Annotated in this window: 17 protein-coding genes; 9 read left to right on the top strand and 8 right to left on the bottom strand. The window is 51.2% G+C overall.

What is annotated here, in order from left to right; all coding sequences use genetic code 11:
- Positions 1-49: 49 nt before the first annotated feature.
- A complete protein-coding gene (locus tag QUW60_RS13130; RefSeq protein ID WP_289561019.1) occupies positions 50-1,090 on the bottom strand; it encodes a DUF4831 family protein in 1,041 nt (346 codons plus the stop codon).
- A gap of 1 nt (position 1,091) precedes the next feature.
- Positions 1,092-2,624 (bottom strand): NAD(P)H-hydrate dehydratase, encoded by a 1,533-nt coding sequence (locus QUW60_RS13135; protein WP_289561021.1) that lies wholly within the window; start codon positions 2,622-2,624, stop codon positions 1,092-1,094.
- Positions 2,625-2,861: 237 nt separating this feature from the next.
- Here QUW60_RS13135 and hpt point away from each other — a divergent pair, with 237 nt between their 5' ends.
- From hpt to pgeF, 4 genes are all read left to right on the top strand, one after another.
- Entirely contained in the window at positions 2,862-3,398 is a 537-nt protein-coding gene (gene hpt / locus QUW60_RS13140) for a hypoxanthine phosphoribosyltransferase (RefSeq protein ID WP_258339065.1), read from the top strand.
- Between the two features lie 35 nt (positions 3,399-3,433).
- Positions 3,434-4,003, top strand: coding sequence for an adenylate kinase (locus tag QUW60_RS13145; protein ID WP_289561022.1), 570 nt, complete (start codon positions 3,434-3,436; stop codon positions 4,001-4,003).
- Between the two features lie 93 nt (positions 4,004-4,096).
- Entirely contained in the window at positions 4,097-5,278 is a 1,182-nt protein-coding gene (gene obgE / locus QUW60_RS13150; protein WP_289561023.1) for a GTPase ObgE, read from the top strand.
- Positions 5,279-5,307: 29 nt separating this feature from the next.
- Complete coding sequence (pgeF, locus tag QUW60_RS13155; protein ID WP_434736816.1) at positions 5,308-6,084, top strand: peptidoglycan editing factor PgeF; 777 nt, start codon at positions 5,308-5,310, stop codon at positions 6,082-6,084.
- Here the strand turns inward: pgeF and QUW60_RS13160 are convergent.
- Both QUW60_RS13160 and QUW60_RS13165 read right to left on the bottom strand, forming a co-directional pair.
- Entirely contained in the window at positions 6,068-6,229 is a 162-nt protein-coding gene (locus QUW60_RS13160; RefSeq protein WP_289561027.1) for a hypothetical protein, read from the bottom strand. The genes pgeF and QUW60_RS13160 overlap by 17 nt on opposite strands.
- 342 nt (positions 6,230-6,571) lie before the next feature.
- The gene (locus QUW60_RS13165) at positions 6,572-7,156 is read right to left on the bottom strand and encodes a sugar O-acetyltransferase (protein WP_289561029.1); all 585 of its coding nucleotides are present in this window, start codon (positions 7,154-7,156) and stop codon (positions 6,572-6,574) included.
- A 498-nt stretch (positions 7,157-7,654) separates the two neighbouring features.
- Between QUW60_RS13165 and QUW60_RS13170 the strand changes: the two genes are divergently transcribed.
- Genes QUW60_RS13170 through QUW60_RS13185 form a run of 4 tightly spaced genes read left to right on the top strand, consistent with a single transcriptional unit; the run spans position 7,655 to position 9,750 of the window.
- Entirely contained in the window at positions 7,655-8,317 is a 663-nt protein-coding gene (locus QUW60_RS13170; protein WP_289561049.1) for a B3/B4 domain-containing protein, read from the top strand.
- 7 nt (positions 8,318-8,324) lie between these two features.
- Positions 8,325-8,522 (top strand): hypothetical protein, encoded by a 198-nt coding sequence (locus QUW60_RS13175; protein WP_258339059.1) that lies wholly within the window; start codon positions 8,325-8,327, stop codon positions 8,520-8,522.
- 59 nt (positions 8,523-8,581) lie between these two features.
- The gene (locus tag QUW60_RS13180; protein WP_258339058.1) at positions 8,582-9,109 is read left to right on the top strand and encodes an outer membrane beta-barrel protein; all 528 of its coding nucleotides are present in this window, start codon (positions 8,582-8,584) and stop codon (positions 9,107-9,109) included.
- 11 nt (positions 9,110-9,120) lie between these two features.
- On the top strand, positions 9,121-9,750 hold the full coding sequence (locus QUW60_RS13185) for a porin family protein (RefSeq protein WP_289561032.1): 630 nt from the start codon (positions 9,121-9,123) through the stop codon (positions 9,748-9,750).
- A gap of 114 nt (positions 9,751-9,864) precedes the next feature.
- Here QUW60_RS13185 and QUW60_RS13190 read toward each other — a convergent pair whose 3' ends face one another.
- The 4 genes from QUW60_RS13190 to yaaA form a co-directional block, all read right to left on the bottom strand.
- Positions 9,865-10,833 carry a type I phosphomannose isomerase catalytic subunit gene (locus QUW60_RS13190; RefSeq protein ID WP_258339056.1) on the bottom strand — a complete coding sequence of 323 codons (969 nt, stop codon included), beginning with the start codon at positions 10,831-10,833 and terminating at the stop codon, positions 9,865-9,867.
- A 149-nt stretch (positions 10,834-10,982) separates the two neighbouring features.
- On the bottom strand, positions 10,983-12,179 hold the full coding sequence (locus tag QUW60_RS13195; protein WP_289561034.1) for a beta-helix domain-containing protein: 1,197 nt from the start codon (positions 12,177-12,179) through the stop codon (positions 10,983-10,985).
- A gap of 50 nt (positions 12,180-12,229) precedes the next feature.
- The gene (locus QUW60_RS13200; protein WP_289561036.1) at positions 12,230-14,932 is read right to left on the bottom strand and encodes a TonB-dependent receptor; all 2,703 of its coding nucleotides are present in this window, start codon (positions 14,930-14,932) and stop codon (positions 12,230-12,232) included.
- A gap of 146 nt (positions 14,933-15,078) precedes the next feature.
- Complete coding sequence (gene yaaA, locus QUW60_RS13205; RefSeq protein ID WP_258339053.1) at positions 15,079-15,843, bottom strand: peroxide stress protein YaaA; 765 nt, start codon at positions 15,841-15,843, stop codon at positions 15,079-15,081.
- Between the two features lie 109 nt (positions 15,844-15,952).
- Here yaaA and QUW60_RS13210 point away from each other — a divergent pair, with 109 nt between their 5' ends.
- On the top strand, positions 15,953-16,468 hold the full coding sequence (locus QUW60_RS13210) for a TlpA family protein disulfide reductase (protein WP_289561038.1): 516 nt from the start codon (positions 15,953-15,955) through the stop codon (positions 16,466-16,468).
- Positions 16,469-16,494 lie beyond the last annotated feature (26 nt).

Here is a 16,494-nt window from a genome sequence, read left to right on the forward strand (position 1 = left end):
TCCTGTTTTGACACAGCCTCTTCTGTTGCATTTGTTGTCTGGATGAATTTCAGTCTTTGTCAATCTTGATCACACCGCCCGTAACCGGATTGAAGACCACGCGCGTGTTCACTTTCTTGTCAAACAGTCCGTCTACCAGCACTTCCGTGTAGCCGAACTGCGTTATCTGAAGTTCGTTCTCCCATTTTATCTTTCCCTGGAAAGAAACGCTCACTTTGCCTTTGCCGGGGATATTGTAGATCACACCGTCGATTTTCTTCTTTTTCTTCCCGTCTTCTACCGGTGCCGGAAGCGATGACGAGTTGCTTATGCTGATGCTGATGGGATCTCCGGCCAGATTGTCTGCTTGCAGAACGCCCAGTCTGGAAGAGAAGCGGGCAAAAACCTTGTCGCTCATTTTGTCTTCCGGATTGACCGTGAATGTAAACACTTTGTCCGTGCGGTCTGTCACTCCCGTGAAACTTTCGGTCAGTGCGCGTTCCTGCTTGTCGAGCTGGCTGATGATCAGTTTCAGTGAGGCTCCGTCTTTCGGCATTGTGTCGGCCTGTCCGCGCAGGATGGCGTTTTTGCTCTCGCGTATGTTATAGATTTCACGGGCGGTAAGCTCTGCCATCTTAGCCGAAGAGCCGGCTACCAGGATGTCTTCCGTCATATACTGGTGTGCATTCTCATGCTTCTGCGGAATCTGGAGCTTGTATTCCGGCTGTTCCTCCTTATAGCTGGAAGTGGTGTTGATAGCTTTTGCAATCCCTTGGTCTGTCAGTTCGATGTTTGACTCCAGACTTTTGTCTTTCAGCTTCATGATGTAAGCCTTGGTTGAATCGGGTATTCCGGCCGTGCGCACCTGGATGTCTTTGATTTCCCAATGCGTTTCCGGACGGGTGCTGACATTGTTCAGCCGCAGGTAGCGGTTGGCATAAAGCCCGAATTCTCCCGGCTTGTAGTCAACGCGCGTGGCGATAATGTCTACCACTATCTGTGTTTTCGGGAGAAAATAAATGATACCTTCACCTTCGCCCGGTGTGTAGATGTCTTGTGCCTGTATGCCGGCAGATGCCAGCAGTGCAAGTGCGATAATGGCTTTTTTCATATTATTCAGGATTTACGTTGTTTTTGTCAGACAATTGTTTCCAGGCTTCAGGAAGTGCGGCGATGATATCGCCGGCTGTCATGCTGATTTCTCCCATGCGCCGGCAGGCAATGTCGCCCGCCAGTCCGTGCACATAAACTCCGAGGCGGCAGGCATCCGACGAGTTGTAGCCTTGCGAGAGCAGTGCAAGCAGGATGCCCGTCAGCACGTCGCCGCTTCCTCCCGTCGCCATTCCCGGATTTCCTGTCGGGTTGAAGCTGACGCTTCCGTTAGGCGAGATGACAGCCGTCCATGCTCCTTTCAGCACGATGTAGCAGCGCAGGTAGCTCGCCAGTTCTTTGGCTTTTGTCAGACGTTCGTATGAATTGGAGCAGCGTCCGACAATGCGTTCGAGCTCTTTGGGATGAGGCGTGAGGATGGAGTCGGCAGGCAGGTTCGACAGGTTGCTGCTGTTTCTGGCCAGCAGGTTCAGCGCGTCTGCGTCGACAATCATCGGCATATAGCAGTTCTTGATTTGTGCGTAAAGCGCTTCGGCTGTCAGATCGTCCTGTCCGAGTCCCGGACCGACGGCCACGGCCTGATATGCGTCAAGGTCTGTTTCTGAGGCGAAGATATGCTCGTGCACATCGTCTTCCGTCATAGCTTCGGGAACGGCAGCCTGAAGCAGCGCGTGGTTGCATACCGGAGTGTGTACGGTAAGCAGTCCGATTCCGGAGCGCAGGCAGGCTTGTGCCGAAAGCACCGCTGCCCCTCCCATGCCGTATGAGCCGGCAATGAGCAGTCCGTGCCCGAACATGCCCTTGTGGTCGAATTTCTTGCGCGGTTTGATGATGCTTCTTATTTCTTCAGCCTCTGCGATGGAGTAGGGAGTGGAAGTTCTTTCAAGAAAATCTTTGCTGATGCCTATGTCTACCAGCATCCATTCGCCTACTAGATCGGCATTTTCGGCAAACAGAAACGCCAGTTTGGGCAGCTGTACGCTGAGAGTCAGCGTTGCATGGATGATGTTCGGGCGGTTCAGCGTAGAGTTGTTTTCTCCCATCATTCCCGAGGGAATGTCTATCGAAACGATGGGTGCCGGCGAACTGTTCAGCATCTGCACAACCTTGGCGAATCCTTTTTCGAGCGGTCTGTCGAGTCCCGAGCCGAACAGTCCGTCGATGATGACATCCGTAGGCTTGATTGCCGGGATGGTCAGTTCTTTAGTGACTTCCGTATAGCTTTCTATCGCCGTTTCGTCGAGCCTCCGCACGTTGGCAAGGCATTCTTCGGATATTTTTCCTGTGACGTTGAAGAAAATCACATTCACGGAATATCCTTTGTCGGCGAGAAGCCGCGCGATGGCCAGCGCGTCGCCTCCGTTGTTGCCTGCTCCTGCTATCACGATCATCCGGTGGGAAGTGTCCCAGCGTGAGCAGATGATCCGCGTCATGGCAGCGGCGGCTCTTTCCATCAGTTCGATGGAGGATATGGGTTCGTTGGCAATAGTATAGGCATCAGCCTCTTTCTGTTGTGCGCAAGTTAAGATTTTCATGTCGTTAGCTAATTAATCATGCATAAAAGTGAAATTCTTCCGGCAGCGGGCACAGGATACATGAAACGTCAGTGATGCTCTGTGTTCTCTGCGGCGTATTTTGTCGGTAAAAGTACGAAAAAAGCGGTAGACGAAGTATATGTTCTGTTGAAAATATGTTTAAAACCTTACTGACTCGTGCAATGGTTTGTCGGAAAATCTGTAAATTTGCGGCAATTTTAAAATCAGTCAATGTGTATGAAAGAAATTCAGATAAAAGACAAGCGTTTCAGAACATTCATTCCTGAGGCGGACATATTGCGTGAAGTGCATAGAGTTGCAAGTGAAATCAGCCGCGACCTTGAGGGTGAGAATCCGCTGTTTGTGAGTGTGCTGAACGGTTCTTTCATGTTTACGGCCGATTTGATGAAGTGTCTGGATATACCTTGTGAGGTATCGTTCGTAAAGCTTGCTTCCTATGCGGGCACATCGTCGACGGGAAAAGTGAAGGAACTTGTCGGTCTGAATGAAGACATTTCCGGACGCACGGTGGTGATTGTGGAAGATATCGTGGATACGGGACTGACAATGAAGCGGCTTATCGAAACGTTGAAAGGGCGCGGACCGAAAGACATCCGTGTGGCTACGCTGCTGGTGAAGCCGGACAAACTGGAGGTGGAGCTGAACCTCGACTATGTGGCGATGAAGATTCCCAACGACTTCATCGTGGGATACGGACTTGACTATGACGGACTGGGACGTAACTACCGCGACATTTATACGGTAATCGACTGAAACAGTAATAATAACATAACAAAAAGGTAAAAAAGATGTTGAACATTGTAATTTTTGGCGCACCGGGTTCCGGCAAAGGCACTCAGAGTGCGCGTATCGTGGAAAAATATGGGCTGAACCATATTTCTACAGGTGATGTGCTGCGTGCGGAAATCAAGAACGGAACTGAACTCGGCAAGACTGCAAAAGGCTATATCGACAACGGACAGCTGATTCCCGACGCACTGATGATTGATATTCTGGCAAGTGTGTTTGACAGCCTGAAAGACAGCAAAGGCGTGATATTCGACGGATTCCCCCGTACAATCGCTCAGGCAGATGCGCTGAAGGCGATGCTGAAAGAACGCGGACAGGAAGTGTCTGTGATGCTCGACCTGGAAGTTCCGGAAGACGAGCTGATGACGCGCCTTATCAAGCGCGGACAGGAGTCTGGCCGTGCCGACGACAACGAAGAAACAATCAAGAAACGCCTGGTGGTTTATCATTCGCAGACGGCTCCGCTGATCGACTGGTACAAGAAAGACGGAACTTACCGCCACATCAACGGACTGGGCACGATGGACGGTATCTTTGCCGATATCTGCAAGGCTATTGAAAATATTTAAATTGAAGTTGACGGGTTGGCAAAGTGCGGGGTGACAAAAGGCCGGATAAGCTTTGTCACCTCGTTGGCTCGTCACTCGTAACTGAAAAAAATTATGGCTGAATCGAATTTTGTTGATTATGTAAAAATCTACTGCCGCTCCGGAAAAGGAGGACGCGGCTCGGCACATTTGCGCCGTGAAAAATATATGCCAAACGGAGGACCTGACGGTGGCGACGGTGGTAGAGGAGGTCATGTGATTTTGCGGGGAAACCGCAACTACTGGACACTGCTTCACCTGAAGTACGAGCGTCATGTGTTTGCCGGACACGGCGGAAACGGTTCTAAAAGCCGGAGTACCGGAAAGGACGGTGAGGACAAGGTGATAGAGGTGCCGTGCGGAACCGTTGTGTACAATGCGGAAACCGGTGAATATGTGTGCGACATCACCGAACACGGACAGGAAGTCATTCTCCTGAAAGGCGGTCGCGGAGGTCTGGGAAACTGGCATTTCCGTACGGCCACAAGGCAGGCGCCGCGCTTTGCCCAGCCGGGAGAGCCGATGCAGGAAATGATGGTGATTCTCGAACTGAAGCTGCTGGCCGATGTCGGTCTGGTAGGTTTTCCGAATGCCGGAAAGTCTACGCTGCTTTCTGCCGTTTCTGCCGCCCGTCCGAAAATAGCCAACTATCCGTTCACTACGCTTGAACCGAATCTGGGCATCGTGTCATATCATGACGGCAAGTCGTTCGTGATGGCGGACATTCCGGGAATCATCGAAGGAGCAAGCGAAGGAAAGGGACTGGGACTGCGTTTCCTGCGCCACATCGAACGCAACTCGCTGCTGCTGTTCATGGTGCCGGGCGATACGGATGACATCCGCAAGGAATATGAAATCCTGCTCAACGAGGTGGCTACGTTCAATCCGGAAATGCTCGACAAGCAGCGTGTGCTGGCAATCACGAAGTGTGACTTGCTGGATGACGAACTTGTCGGAATGCTGGAGCCGACTTTGCCCGAAGGTGTTCCTTATGTATTCATCTCGGCTGTGGCCGGGACAGGAATCGCTCAGTTGAAAGACCTGTTGTGGAACGAGCTGAACAAGGAAAGCAACCGTCTGGAAGCCGTGCGCCACGAAGCGATTGTCCATCGCCCGAAGGACTTGACAAAGCTTCAGGAGGAACTGAGGGATCTGGGTGAGGACGAAGACTTTGATTATGTGTATGAGGATGACGATCCGGATGATTTCGAGTATGAATATGAAGAAGAGGACTGGGAAGACGAACCTGAAAAGTAATGGAATATCAGTTTGTTAAAGATAGAAGGATGTTGGAATATGGCTTGAACGGGCTGCATTCCGACATTTTTTGTTTCTCTACTACACGCCATGGCGGATACAGTGGGGGAAACTACGCTTCGTTCAACTGCAACGCCTGTTGCGGCGATTCTGAAACATCGGTAGCGCAGAACCGCGGGCTGCTTTGTTCGCTGATGCCGGTGCGTCCCAAGTGTCTGGTTATCCCTCATCAGGTGCATCGCACGGAGGTCCGCTGCATAGACGAGAGCTTCCTGCTTGAAGATGAATCGGAGCGGGCGGTTTTGCTTGAAGGAGTTGACGCGCTGGTGAGCAGCCTTCCGGAGGTGTGCCTTTGTATCTCTACCGCCGACTGCGTTCCCATACTGTTTTTCGATACCCGCCTGAAGATTGTGGCAGCGGCTCATGCCGGCTGGCGCGGAACCGTGGCCGGGATTGCGGCAAAAACACTGCGTGTGATGGCTGACGCTTACGGAACGAGGGGGCAGGACGTTGCGGCCTGCATCGGTCCGAGCATTTCGCCGGATGCCTTTGAAGTGGGCGATGAGGTTTATGAGGCGTTCCGGAGTGCCGGATTCAGAATGGACCGGATCGCTTTCCGCCGCGGCAAATGGCACATCGACTTGTGGGAAGCCAACCGGATGCAGTTGCTTGACTCCGGAGTCCTGCCGGAAAATGTCGAACTCTCCGGCATCTGCACCTACAATGCTCCGGCCGACTTCTTTTCAGCCCGCCGTCTGGGAATCCGTTCCGGCCGTATCCTTTCGGGCATCATGCTGCTGAGATAATCGGCCGGCGGTATGCCGGATGGAAGCACAGGGCGGCATATATCGCTTTTGCTCCGGCTTTCTTTGCCGTCTTCTTGATCTTGTTCCACAGTTCGGATTCTGAGTAGTTATCCTTGTAGGGAGTGTAGTCGTCGGGCTTTTTCATTTCGGTCTTGATAGAAAGTTCAAACAGGTTCTAAAGCTACGAAATAATTGCCGAAGTGCAAACTTCCGGCATGGATTTGTCGCGGCCTGCTGCCGGAATCTGTAAACCGCATCGTGAAACATACATTCCACAATGCGGTTTACAGATTCCACAGTGTGGAACATACGTTCTGCATTGCCGCCTAAATTCGCTGGGGTTCAAACCGATTATTCGAAACGCAGATTTTCGCAGATTAACGCAGATTGGGTATAAACTCAACAGCTGCTTGCTTGTGTGATGTTTTCCTTTCCCGGCAATCCGACAAGGAAAGAGTAATCTTTCTCGTTCGCCTGTTTTGCTTTGTCAGATGTATCGTTCCTTGTCTTTCTCTGTAATTTCACGTATCACCCTGCACGGATTTCCGGCGGCCAATACCCCGGCAGGAATATCTTTGTTGACTACGCTGCCGGCACCTATCACAGCTCCGTCGCCGATGGTCACTCCCGGCAGGACACTGACTCCGGCGCCAATCCATACATCGTTGCCGACCGTGATAGGGCGCGCATATTCCAGCCCTTTGTTTCTGCGTTCTGAGTCAAGCGGATGTCCGGCCGTATAGAAGCCGCAGTTGGGAGCGACAAATACATTGTCGCCGAACTTCACCGCGGCTTCGTCCAGAATCACGCAGTTCATGTTGGCGAAGAAGTTTTCGCCCACCTCGATGTTGTAGCCATAATCGCAGAAGAAAGGAGATACGATGGTGCAGCTGCCATTCACCTTTCCCAAAATACGCCTTACCAACGCGTCGCGTTCTTCTGCTTTTGACGGGCGCAACTGGTTCAGCTCGTAGGTAAGGTCGGCGCAAGCAGCCCTTTCAGCCAGCAGTTCCGGGTCATAGTTGGCATCGTAGAGCTTGCCCGCCTTCATTTTCATTTTTTCTGTTTCCATATCAATCTGAATGTTAAACTTCTTTTGGCCGATTCTTGCATAAGGGGGTATCGAAACATAAACCAACCTTCATTTTGTCATCTTGGGCAAAGCGAAAGGCTCGGAAACATAGGCTGATGCATGCGAGATGTTTCACTTCGTGCATGACATTGCCTTTTGATGCACCCTTATAAGAGGCTTCTGCCTAATTGAAACGGGTTTTAAAGTTACTCATTATTTTTCATTGAATGCGGCCTGTATGCTATAAATCTTCATCAAGTTGCGATTTTTAAGAGCCTTTGCATTTGAAGTGTAATGGGTGGACCGGCTGGAATCAGTTGGGATATGAAAGCCGATTCTGCACCGGCCTATTGTCCGCCTTCTTCGGAACCAGCCTTTCCGTGCGGGATGCAAATTGCGGCTTTTTCTCGCATTTATTGTCAAAAATGGACGTAAAGGTTTGAATGTGCAGGATAAATCGCTACTTTTGTTCTCAGATAACAGATGATTATGAATGATTTGAAGATAGAAGTTTCTGATGAATTGAGGCAGGCATGGCCCCGGTTCTGCGGGGCGGCGGTGTTTGCTTCGGTAAAGAATTCGGCCTATAGCGAAGAGCTGTGGAAGCGGATAGGGGAGTTTACCGAGCTTTACCGGCAGCGGTATACGACGGATTCGATCAAGCTGATTCCTGCCATACAGGCCACCCGCCAGGCTTACAAGAAATGCGGCAAGGACCCCAGCCGTTACCGGCCTTCGTCTGAGGCGCTGTGCCGCCGCATCTTGCGCGGGATACCTTTGTATCAGATTGATACGCTTGTCGATCTGATCAATCTGGCGTCTATTTATAGCGGACATTCGATTGGCGGGTTCGACCGCGACAAGATTCAAGGCGACCGTCTGGTGCTGGGAATCGGAAAGGCGGGAGAGCCTTACGAGGGTATCGGGCGCGGCGAACTGAACATCGAGGGGATGCCTGTATACCGGGATGCTGCCGGAGGGGTCGGTACGCCTACAAGCGACAACGAGCGGACTAAAATCAGCCTGCAAACGTCCCGGCTGCTTGCCATCATGAACGCCTACAGCGGAAGTGAAGGCCTTGAAGACTCGGTGAACTATATGGCAGGCCTTTTGAAAGAGTTTGCGGAAGCCGAAAATGTCAGCATTGTTTATTTTAAATGATTGATTTATGGATATTGAAAAGGTTCTTACAGATGGCATCGTTTTCAGAGGAGGAAAATCGCCGTCCGGAAAGGGGAAGGAAGAAAAGGTGAAGACGAAAGCGAAAAAGAAAGCGTATATTACCGGCCAGCATGGTTCGGGCGCGGCAAAGATGAAGGCGGAATACCGGCGCCGCAGGGCTAACCGGCATAAAAACGGCAAGTGAGCCCGTTTCTGTCCGGATGTATTATTTTCAAACAGTATAAAAACTAAAATCAGAAAATTATGAAAAAGTTTCTTTTGGTAATTGCAGCCGTGCTGGGCTTTGTGTCAGCCCAGGCGCAGGAAATGTATTTGGGAGGAGGAATCAGCCTTTGGAGAAATACGGAAGCTGACAGGACCTCGTTCTCCATCGCTCCCGATTTCGGATATAACTTGAGCGAGCGCTGGGCCGTGGGAGGCGAGCTGGGAATAGCGATCAACGGAAAAGGGGACAATTCTCCGCAGACGAGGTCTTTTGCCATCGCTCCCTACGCGCGCTATTCGTATTACGAAAACAAGGTTGTCCGCCTTTTCATCGATATGGGTGTGGGTATTTCTACCACCAAGGTGAAAGACGGGAACAGGGACAACGGCTTTGAAATCGGATTCAAGCCGGGACTTGCCATCAAGCTGAACGACAGCTTCAGCTTCATTACGAAGGTCGGATTTGCCGGCTACCGTAAGGACTACTACAGAAGCATGGGCGAAGACGGCTTCGGCGTGACGGTGGACGGAGAGAACATTTCCATCGGCATTGATTATGAATTTTAAACCTTAAGATTATGAAGCGTATATTTTTTGCTTTATTGTGCTTCTGCATGGTTCTGACGGCAGGGGCGCAGACAAAAGTGGGCTGGAGCATGAAGCTCGGGCTGGGTATGAGCACCTGGATGGGAAAGGATGCCAGCGGATCGTCGCCTTTGTTCAATCAGAAGGTGGGTGTAGGCATTGACATACCGATGACAGGTCTGGTGTCTTTCCAGACCGGCTTGATGTGGGAGTCGAAAGGCATAGCTTATGACTTTCATGACAATGGAACGAGGTATGACGCGCACTGCAACCTGAATTATTTCCAGATGCCTCTGCTTGCCGCATTCCATGTGGGAACGCCTGCCAATTTCGATATGGTGTTCTCGGCCGGAGGATATCTGGCATACGGTGTCAAAGGGAAGAACGACGTTGAGATGGAAGACCTGACTGTTTCGTGGAATTCGTTTGGAGATTCAACCTTGCCGACTGGCGTAACCAGAGAAGGAGCGAACCGCTTTGATGCCGGCTTGCAGGCTGGTGTGGCTCTCGACTTCGCCCACTGGAATGTAGGGCTTGACGGCGAGTTCGGGCTGTGCAAGGTGATGCCCGACAGCAAGACGCGCAACCTGGCTTTCTATTTTACCGTAGGGTATAAGTTCTGAGCAAACGCCTGGACAAGGAAGGCGTGCCGGGATAAGATTTTAAGTGCAAGGCACAAAGACGCAGCGTTTCGCCGTGGCTTTGTGCCTTGCTGTATGATTTGCCTGACGGTTTGTTCAGACGTATGTTTCAAGGAACTTCACGCTTCCTTCCGGAGCGATGTCGATTGTTTGGGCAGTGGCCGGGAAAAGCACTGATTCGCCGGCGCGCAGCTGCAGTTCGTTTCCTTCGTTGTCGGTGACTTTGCAGGAACCTTCCATGCAGATGTAGATGACGAACGAGTCGAGTTCGCTGTAGTCGACGGTCATCGGTTCTGTCAGGTCATACACCGAAGTGGTGAAGTGCCGGCATTTCACGAGTTCCACTCCTTCATTCTGTTTCGGAGTATAGTGCGTGCGGTAGTCTTCGTGCACCGTATAGTCGATGGCATCTTTCGAGAGTTCCGTGTGCAGTTCGCGCGTGTTTCCGTTTTTGTCCTTCCGGTTGAAGTCGTAGATGCGGTAGGTGATGTTGGACGTTTCCTGGATTTCAGCGATGAACGATCCCGCTCCGATGCTGTGGATGCGTCCGGCAGGAAGGAAAAACACGTCGCCGGCATGAATCTGGTAGTCAGCCAGCACGTCGCAGATCGTATTGTCGGCAATGCGCCGGGCATATTCTTCGGGCGTAATCTTTTGAGAGAGTCCCGAGCGCAGGTGTGCTCCCTCCGCCGTTCCGATTACATACCACATTTCCGTTTTTCCTCTTGAGTTGTGGCGTTTCATCGCGAGTTCGTCATCCGGATGAACCTGGATCGAAAGGTCCTGCTGCGCGTCGATGAATTTGATGAGCAATGGAAATTCCCCGTGAAAACGTTCGTAGTTTTCTTTCCCCACCAGTTTTTCCTTATATTCATTCATCAGCTGCGTCAGGTTCTTTCCTGCGTCAGCTCCGTTGGCCACGATTGACTCGTCGCCTTTCACGTCTGAAATCTCCCAGCTTTCGCCGACCTGCTCCTGCCGGCAGTCCAGATGTTTGAACGGAATGATCTTGTTGCCTCCCCAGATAGTGGATTTTAAGATTGGTTTAAACTTCAAAGGATACATAGCTTCTGTTTTAATGTTAGACTGATGCAAATGTAGCAAAAAGAAACGGATTGGCTTTTATCAGGCGGAGAAATAAAAATCTCCGGATTGCCGGAAGAAGATTCGCGGCAACCGGAGATGAATGAAAGTTAGATTAAGGTAAAAACAAGTTAAAGTGTGTAGCCTGTCCATCCGAAGATGTTGGTGGGGCATCCGGTGTGTCCGTCTTCGATGGTTACGGTTCCGTTTCCGGTGTTCGAGCTGTTCTGGTCTGCCTCCACATTGGTAGCTTCCTTGGTTACCTGGATGGATGTTGCGCTGTCGGCGTTGCTCTTGGAGTCAGTCAGGTCTACAAGGTTTTCGATCGCTCCTGAACCTTTCACCAGTGCGTTTGTGATGGTTGCCGTAGCTCCGCGGCGGATCTTGATGGCATCCTGCATTGACTGTGTGGAAGAAAGCGTTTCGATGGTCATGTTTTCGATCGTGAAGTCAGACTGCTGAATGTGGTCGGGACCGTTTCCGTCCAGGTTTCCGTCAGCTTCCACGCCGCGCGGGTCTTCTTCCGTGCTGGTGAATGCACTTTCCCATCTTCCGTAGCAGTTGGACAATGTTCCGGTATATCCCTGGGTGAAGTCGAACATGTCGTCATCGCAGTTTATAGCCAGCAGGTTGCTGACGTTTACAGAACCTCCGAAGAACTCGATAGCATCGTCTGCGCCTTCAGCCACATAGATGTTCTCTATTTTTGTTCCGCTTCCCACGGCGTTCAGTGTCAGGCCGTTGTGCTCGATGTCTGCGCTTGAGCGTGCGCCCGTGTAAAGCAGCTTGACGTAGGTCAGAACGCCGGAGTTATCGGTATCATCCTCTCCTCCGTAGAGATAGTTGGTGTCAACTTCCGTAGAGCCTTCTATCACAGGCTCTTCTCCGTTTTCTCCCGTAGCGTGTGAAATCCGTGCCTTTCCGTTCAGAATCAGTCCGCCCCAGTATCCGGGTTCTGCCTGTGTTTCGTCATCAGCGGTGAATGTGATGGGAGCGTCGGCAGTTCCTTCCGCAACGATTCTTCCTCCGCGTTCAACCAGTATATAGCTTGAAAATCCTTCTCTTGCTCTGATGGTCATTCCGGCAGGGATGGTGAGGGTGGCTCCTTCGTTTACGTGTACGGTTCCGTTGATGTAGTACTGCTTGTTTGCGTCAAGCGTCAGGTCTTCCCTGATTTCTCCGGGCAGGTCTTCGGCTTCCTCAGTGGCCGACGGATTATTGTCATCCGGATTCGGATCTGTTGCATTTTCGTCATCACTGCAAGATGTAAAACTCATTCCGCATACGATGGCCGTGAGTGCCATTGCGCTTAAAAATAGCTTTCTCATGTTGATAAAAATTGGTTAGAAAATAGTTAGTAAATAGTTGTTTGTCATAATCAGAAGTTACAGCTCAGCCCGATGCTGAAGTCCATTCCTCTCTTGTATTTGCTCAGCACAACCTCTTTGTTGTCGGCGTTTCCTTTGCGGGTAAGCTGGTGGGTGGAGTTGAGCAGATTCCGCGCCTTCACGCTGATTGAGAAATATTTCCCGAGTTGTGTGGAGGCGATGAAGTCGAGTGTCGGGATTCCGTTTTCAACGATGTCCTGATAGCCTTGCGTTCCGATCGTGTAGATTCTGTCGCTGAAATAGTTGAACACAAGTGCCGTGCTCAGGGATTTCGTGCCTTTGCGGAACAGGTAGCTCAGGTCGGCGTTGACGATCCAGGGCGCCGCTCCTTCAAGCTGTGAGCCGGTCGGGTCGGTTGCCTGTGGCACCTTTGCGCGGGTATAGGTGTAGGCTCCGTTCACTCCGAGGCTCAGTTTGCTGAGGCCGTTGTCCGGGAGCTGGCGTGCGAACAGGTCTTTCTTCAGTTCCGCTTCTATGCCGGCAGCTGTCGCATGGTCCGCTATGTTCTGATAGGAGAGGAAGCCTCCGGCACTGGCCACCTCGATCCGTGAAATCGGGCGCTTGATGTATTTGTAGAATCCGGTTATCGAAAACAGTTCCGAAGGCGACAGATACCAGTCCCATTTCAAGTCGATGTTGTAGTTGTCCGACGGTTTCAAGTCGGGATTACCCTGGCTTTTGAAGCTTACGCTGATGTAGCGGTAGGGAGATATTTCCTTCGACTGCGGCAGGGTGTAGGTCTTGCTTGCGGCGAGCCGCAGGGTATGGCTGTCGTTGATGTTGTAGCGCAGGTTTAGGCTCGGCAGGAAATACGACTTGTCTATTTTCTGCTCTCCCTTGCTTCCTCCGCGGTTTACGTTATAGTCTACTTTCATGTATACATCGTCATATTTCAGTCCGATGTTGGCGATGAAGCCGGAAGTCAGCTGGTAGGTAGCTTCCGCGTAAGCCGAATGGATATTCTTCTTTACGCTGTATTCGTCAAGGTTATAGTCCAGCAGGAAGTTGTTGGCAAGATAGTTTGTCTGGTTGTAATAGTCGTCAAAGCGCACGTCGCTGATGTCGAACACTGACTGGCTTACGGCTGACATGTCGTACTCTGCGGCCTCAAATCCGTCATCGATGATGCGTCCCATGTAGCCGATCTGCACGTTGGAGTTCTGTTCGAAGCGGTCGGCTATCTTATAGACGAGCGACATGCGGATGTTCAGGTCCTTTTCGTTCAGTTCCGAGAAATAGCGCTGCTGCACGCCGGTGCCTCTCATCGGAACATAGCCTTTGTCCGTCTTCGAAAGGTTGTTGATGCGCCGGTCGGGCTCGCTTCCCTTGATCGTGTTGTAGGAGAGTCCGGCATTCAGGTCGAACTTCTTGTTCAGTTCCCATTTGCTGTTCAACTGGTTCACGAACAGCAGGTTGTCGTTTGCCTGCTGGCGGCGCATGAAGCCTTCGTATGTGTCAGACGACTGATAGTCGTTGTCCATTCCAAGGTATTCGCCCACCGATTCTTTGGCGGCATGCACCATCATGAAGTTGTATGCGATTCTGTGTCTGTTGTCGTGGCTGTATTCCAGATTGGCCATGGCAAGCTGGTTTGTTTCCACTTGCGAGATGTTTCCGTTCATGTCTTGCGACAAGGTTCCGGTTGTCGTGGTGTTGCGCACTTCTTCGTCATAGTGCGTATAGTTTCTGTTGTGGCTTGCCACCAGGTAGAACGAGAGCGGGTTGCCGTTGATGCGGAACTTTTTCCCGCCTGAGATGGCATAGCTTTGGTTGATCTGCAGGTTCTGTCTGCTCGGGTCGAGCGAGTTGCTGAAACTGTATCCGTCGAAGTTTTCTCCCGGCTGGGTTTTGCCGGCGAATCCGAATGCGTTCACTCCGTCCATTTTCAGAAAGTCGGAAGAAACAGTCTGTGTGTTCAGTCCTCCCGACAGGCTGACGTTCAGCTTTCCTTCGCCTGTAAGCTCTTTAGATGTGATGTTGATGTTTGCCCCGGCCACGTCGGCGAGCGTGTTGCTGTAGAACGCCTTGTTAACCTCTACCGACTGGATGATGTCTGTCGTGAAGAAGTCGAGTGCGATGTTTTTGTATTCCGGGTCTTCCGAGGGTATCGGAAAGCGGTTCAGGGTGGTGATGTTGTATCTGTCGCCCAGACCGCGGACGAATACGTTTTTCACGCCGTCCTGCTGTGAGATTCCGGATATTTTGGTGACGGCTCCCTGCGCGTCGCTGACCCCTTTGCGCGAAAGTTCCTGGGCTCCGACAGCCTGAACAGCCACCACCGAACGTTTCTGTTCGAGCAGCGTCACGTTTTCCGATTCGCGGTTTGCCTTGGCCACTACCACTACGTCCGAGAGGATCTGGTCGTCGGTAACCATCTCGAAGTCGAGTGTGGTAATCTTGTTGTCCTCAATCTTTACCTGCCGTTTGACGGCTGTCTTGTATCCTACGTATTTGATTTCTATGTCATAGATGCCGTCTTCTATTCCTGACAGCTGGAAGTTTCCGTCGATGTCTGTGACGGTCGCGATGTTGCTTCCCACAATCTGGACGGTTGCTCCAATCAGCGGTTCCTTTGATTTCTGGTCTTTTATCCGCCCCCTGATGTTTATTTCCGTTTCTTCAGCCCCAAAAACTTGTACGGCAGCCAGTGTCATGAATGCGGCTGCGCTGATCCAATTCCTTAACCTCTTCATTGCTGTAGTCGATGCTTTGTTTTTTCCGACGGCAAAGATCGGGCAGCGAGGTTACAGCGTTATATCATCGGGGTGAATAGGCTTTTACGTCTGTGTTTCGTTTCCTTGTCAATATTGGCGGAGATGTTACATTGTTGAAGCAGCTGTTACATCAGCGTGAAGACGGGGCTGTGCGGAGTGCTGAGGCTTTCGTCAAACGAGAATCCTTCCCATTCAAACCCTTTCAGTGCTTCGGGGCTTTCGATCCGGTTTTTCAGGATATATCTTGTCATTTCTCCCCTGCACATCTTGGTATAGACAACGACGGTAGAGGGTTTCCGGTTTTTCATGACATAGAACTCGGGTGTGATGACCTGCACTTCGCGGCATACCCTATTCCAGTCGAAAAGCTCTTTCATTTCTCCGCTGGCCAGATTGACCAGTATGCCTCCCTGCTTTTTGATTTCGCCGATAAAATAATCGGTGAGCAGCGGCTTCCAGTAGTCGAACATCGTCAGGTATCCTGTTTCTGCCAGTTTCACGTCCCCTTCAAGCCGGTAGTTCTTGATACCGTCCAAAGGGCGCAGCAGTCCGTAGAGAAACGATGTGATGAGCAGGTGGTTCTGCGCGAAAAGAAAGTCTTCTTCCGAGAAATCCGTTGGGCTGATGCGCTTGAATACGATTCCCGTATAAGAAGTCAGAGCCGGAAGCGGGCGGTTGTCTTCGGAGAAGAAGTTGTGGTAGCGCAGGCAGTTTTCCGCTGCCAGTTTGGGATTGACGCGCAGCAGTTTCCCGAGCTGTTCGGGCGAAAACTGCGCCATGTGCAGCGCGTTGGCTTCCGCCTCTTTCTCAAAGCGGGGCACGGACGTGCCGGGCGTGTGTATTTTGCTGCGTGCGGTCATCGTCTTGGCGCACGAAATGAATGTCATCATATCCGGAATTTCTTTTAATGTTAAAACTGTTTACAAAGATAAGCCTCCTGCAGGATATTTCTGCGTTTTCGGATAACTTTGTGCCGTTTCATATAAAACAACAGAGAAGATGAAGAAGTTTTTTGCATTATTGTTTTGCGGATTCTTTCTGTTTGCCGGAAATGTCCTGGCGCAGGAGGCGGATGCAGATAAAGTAAAGTTGGGCGATGATATGCCCTCCATAACGTTGAAATCGGAAAGCTATGGTGATGTCACTCCCGAAAGCTTGAAAGGAAAAGTGGTGCTGGTCAGTCTGTTTGCCACCTGGTGCGGACCTTGTCAGCTGGAACTGGCCGAAGTGCAGAAATCCTTGTGGCCAGCCTATAAGGACAATCCGAATTTCAAGTTGCTGGTGGTCGGCCGGGAACATACGGAAGCGGAGCTTAAGAAATACAATGAACGGAAGAAGTTCAGTTTCCCCTTGTATGCCGATCCGGGGCGCAAGGTTTATTCCCTTTTCGCAGACCAGACCATTCCGCGCGCCTACTTGTTTGGCAAAGACGGAAAGCTGGTATATTCTTCCGTGGGATACTCGAAGGACGAGTTCCGGAAGCTGATGGATGCGATAGAGAATGCCTTGAAGTAAAGATGTTAGATGTCTGAAGAGATATT

The organism is Bacteroides gallinaceum (assembly GCF_030373775.1).
In the GTDB taxonomy this organism is placed as follows: Bacteria; Bacteroidota; Bacteroidia; order Bacteroidales; family Bacteroidaceae; genus Phocaeicola; species Phocaeicola excrementipullorum.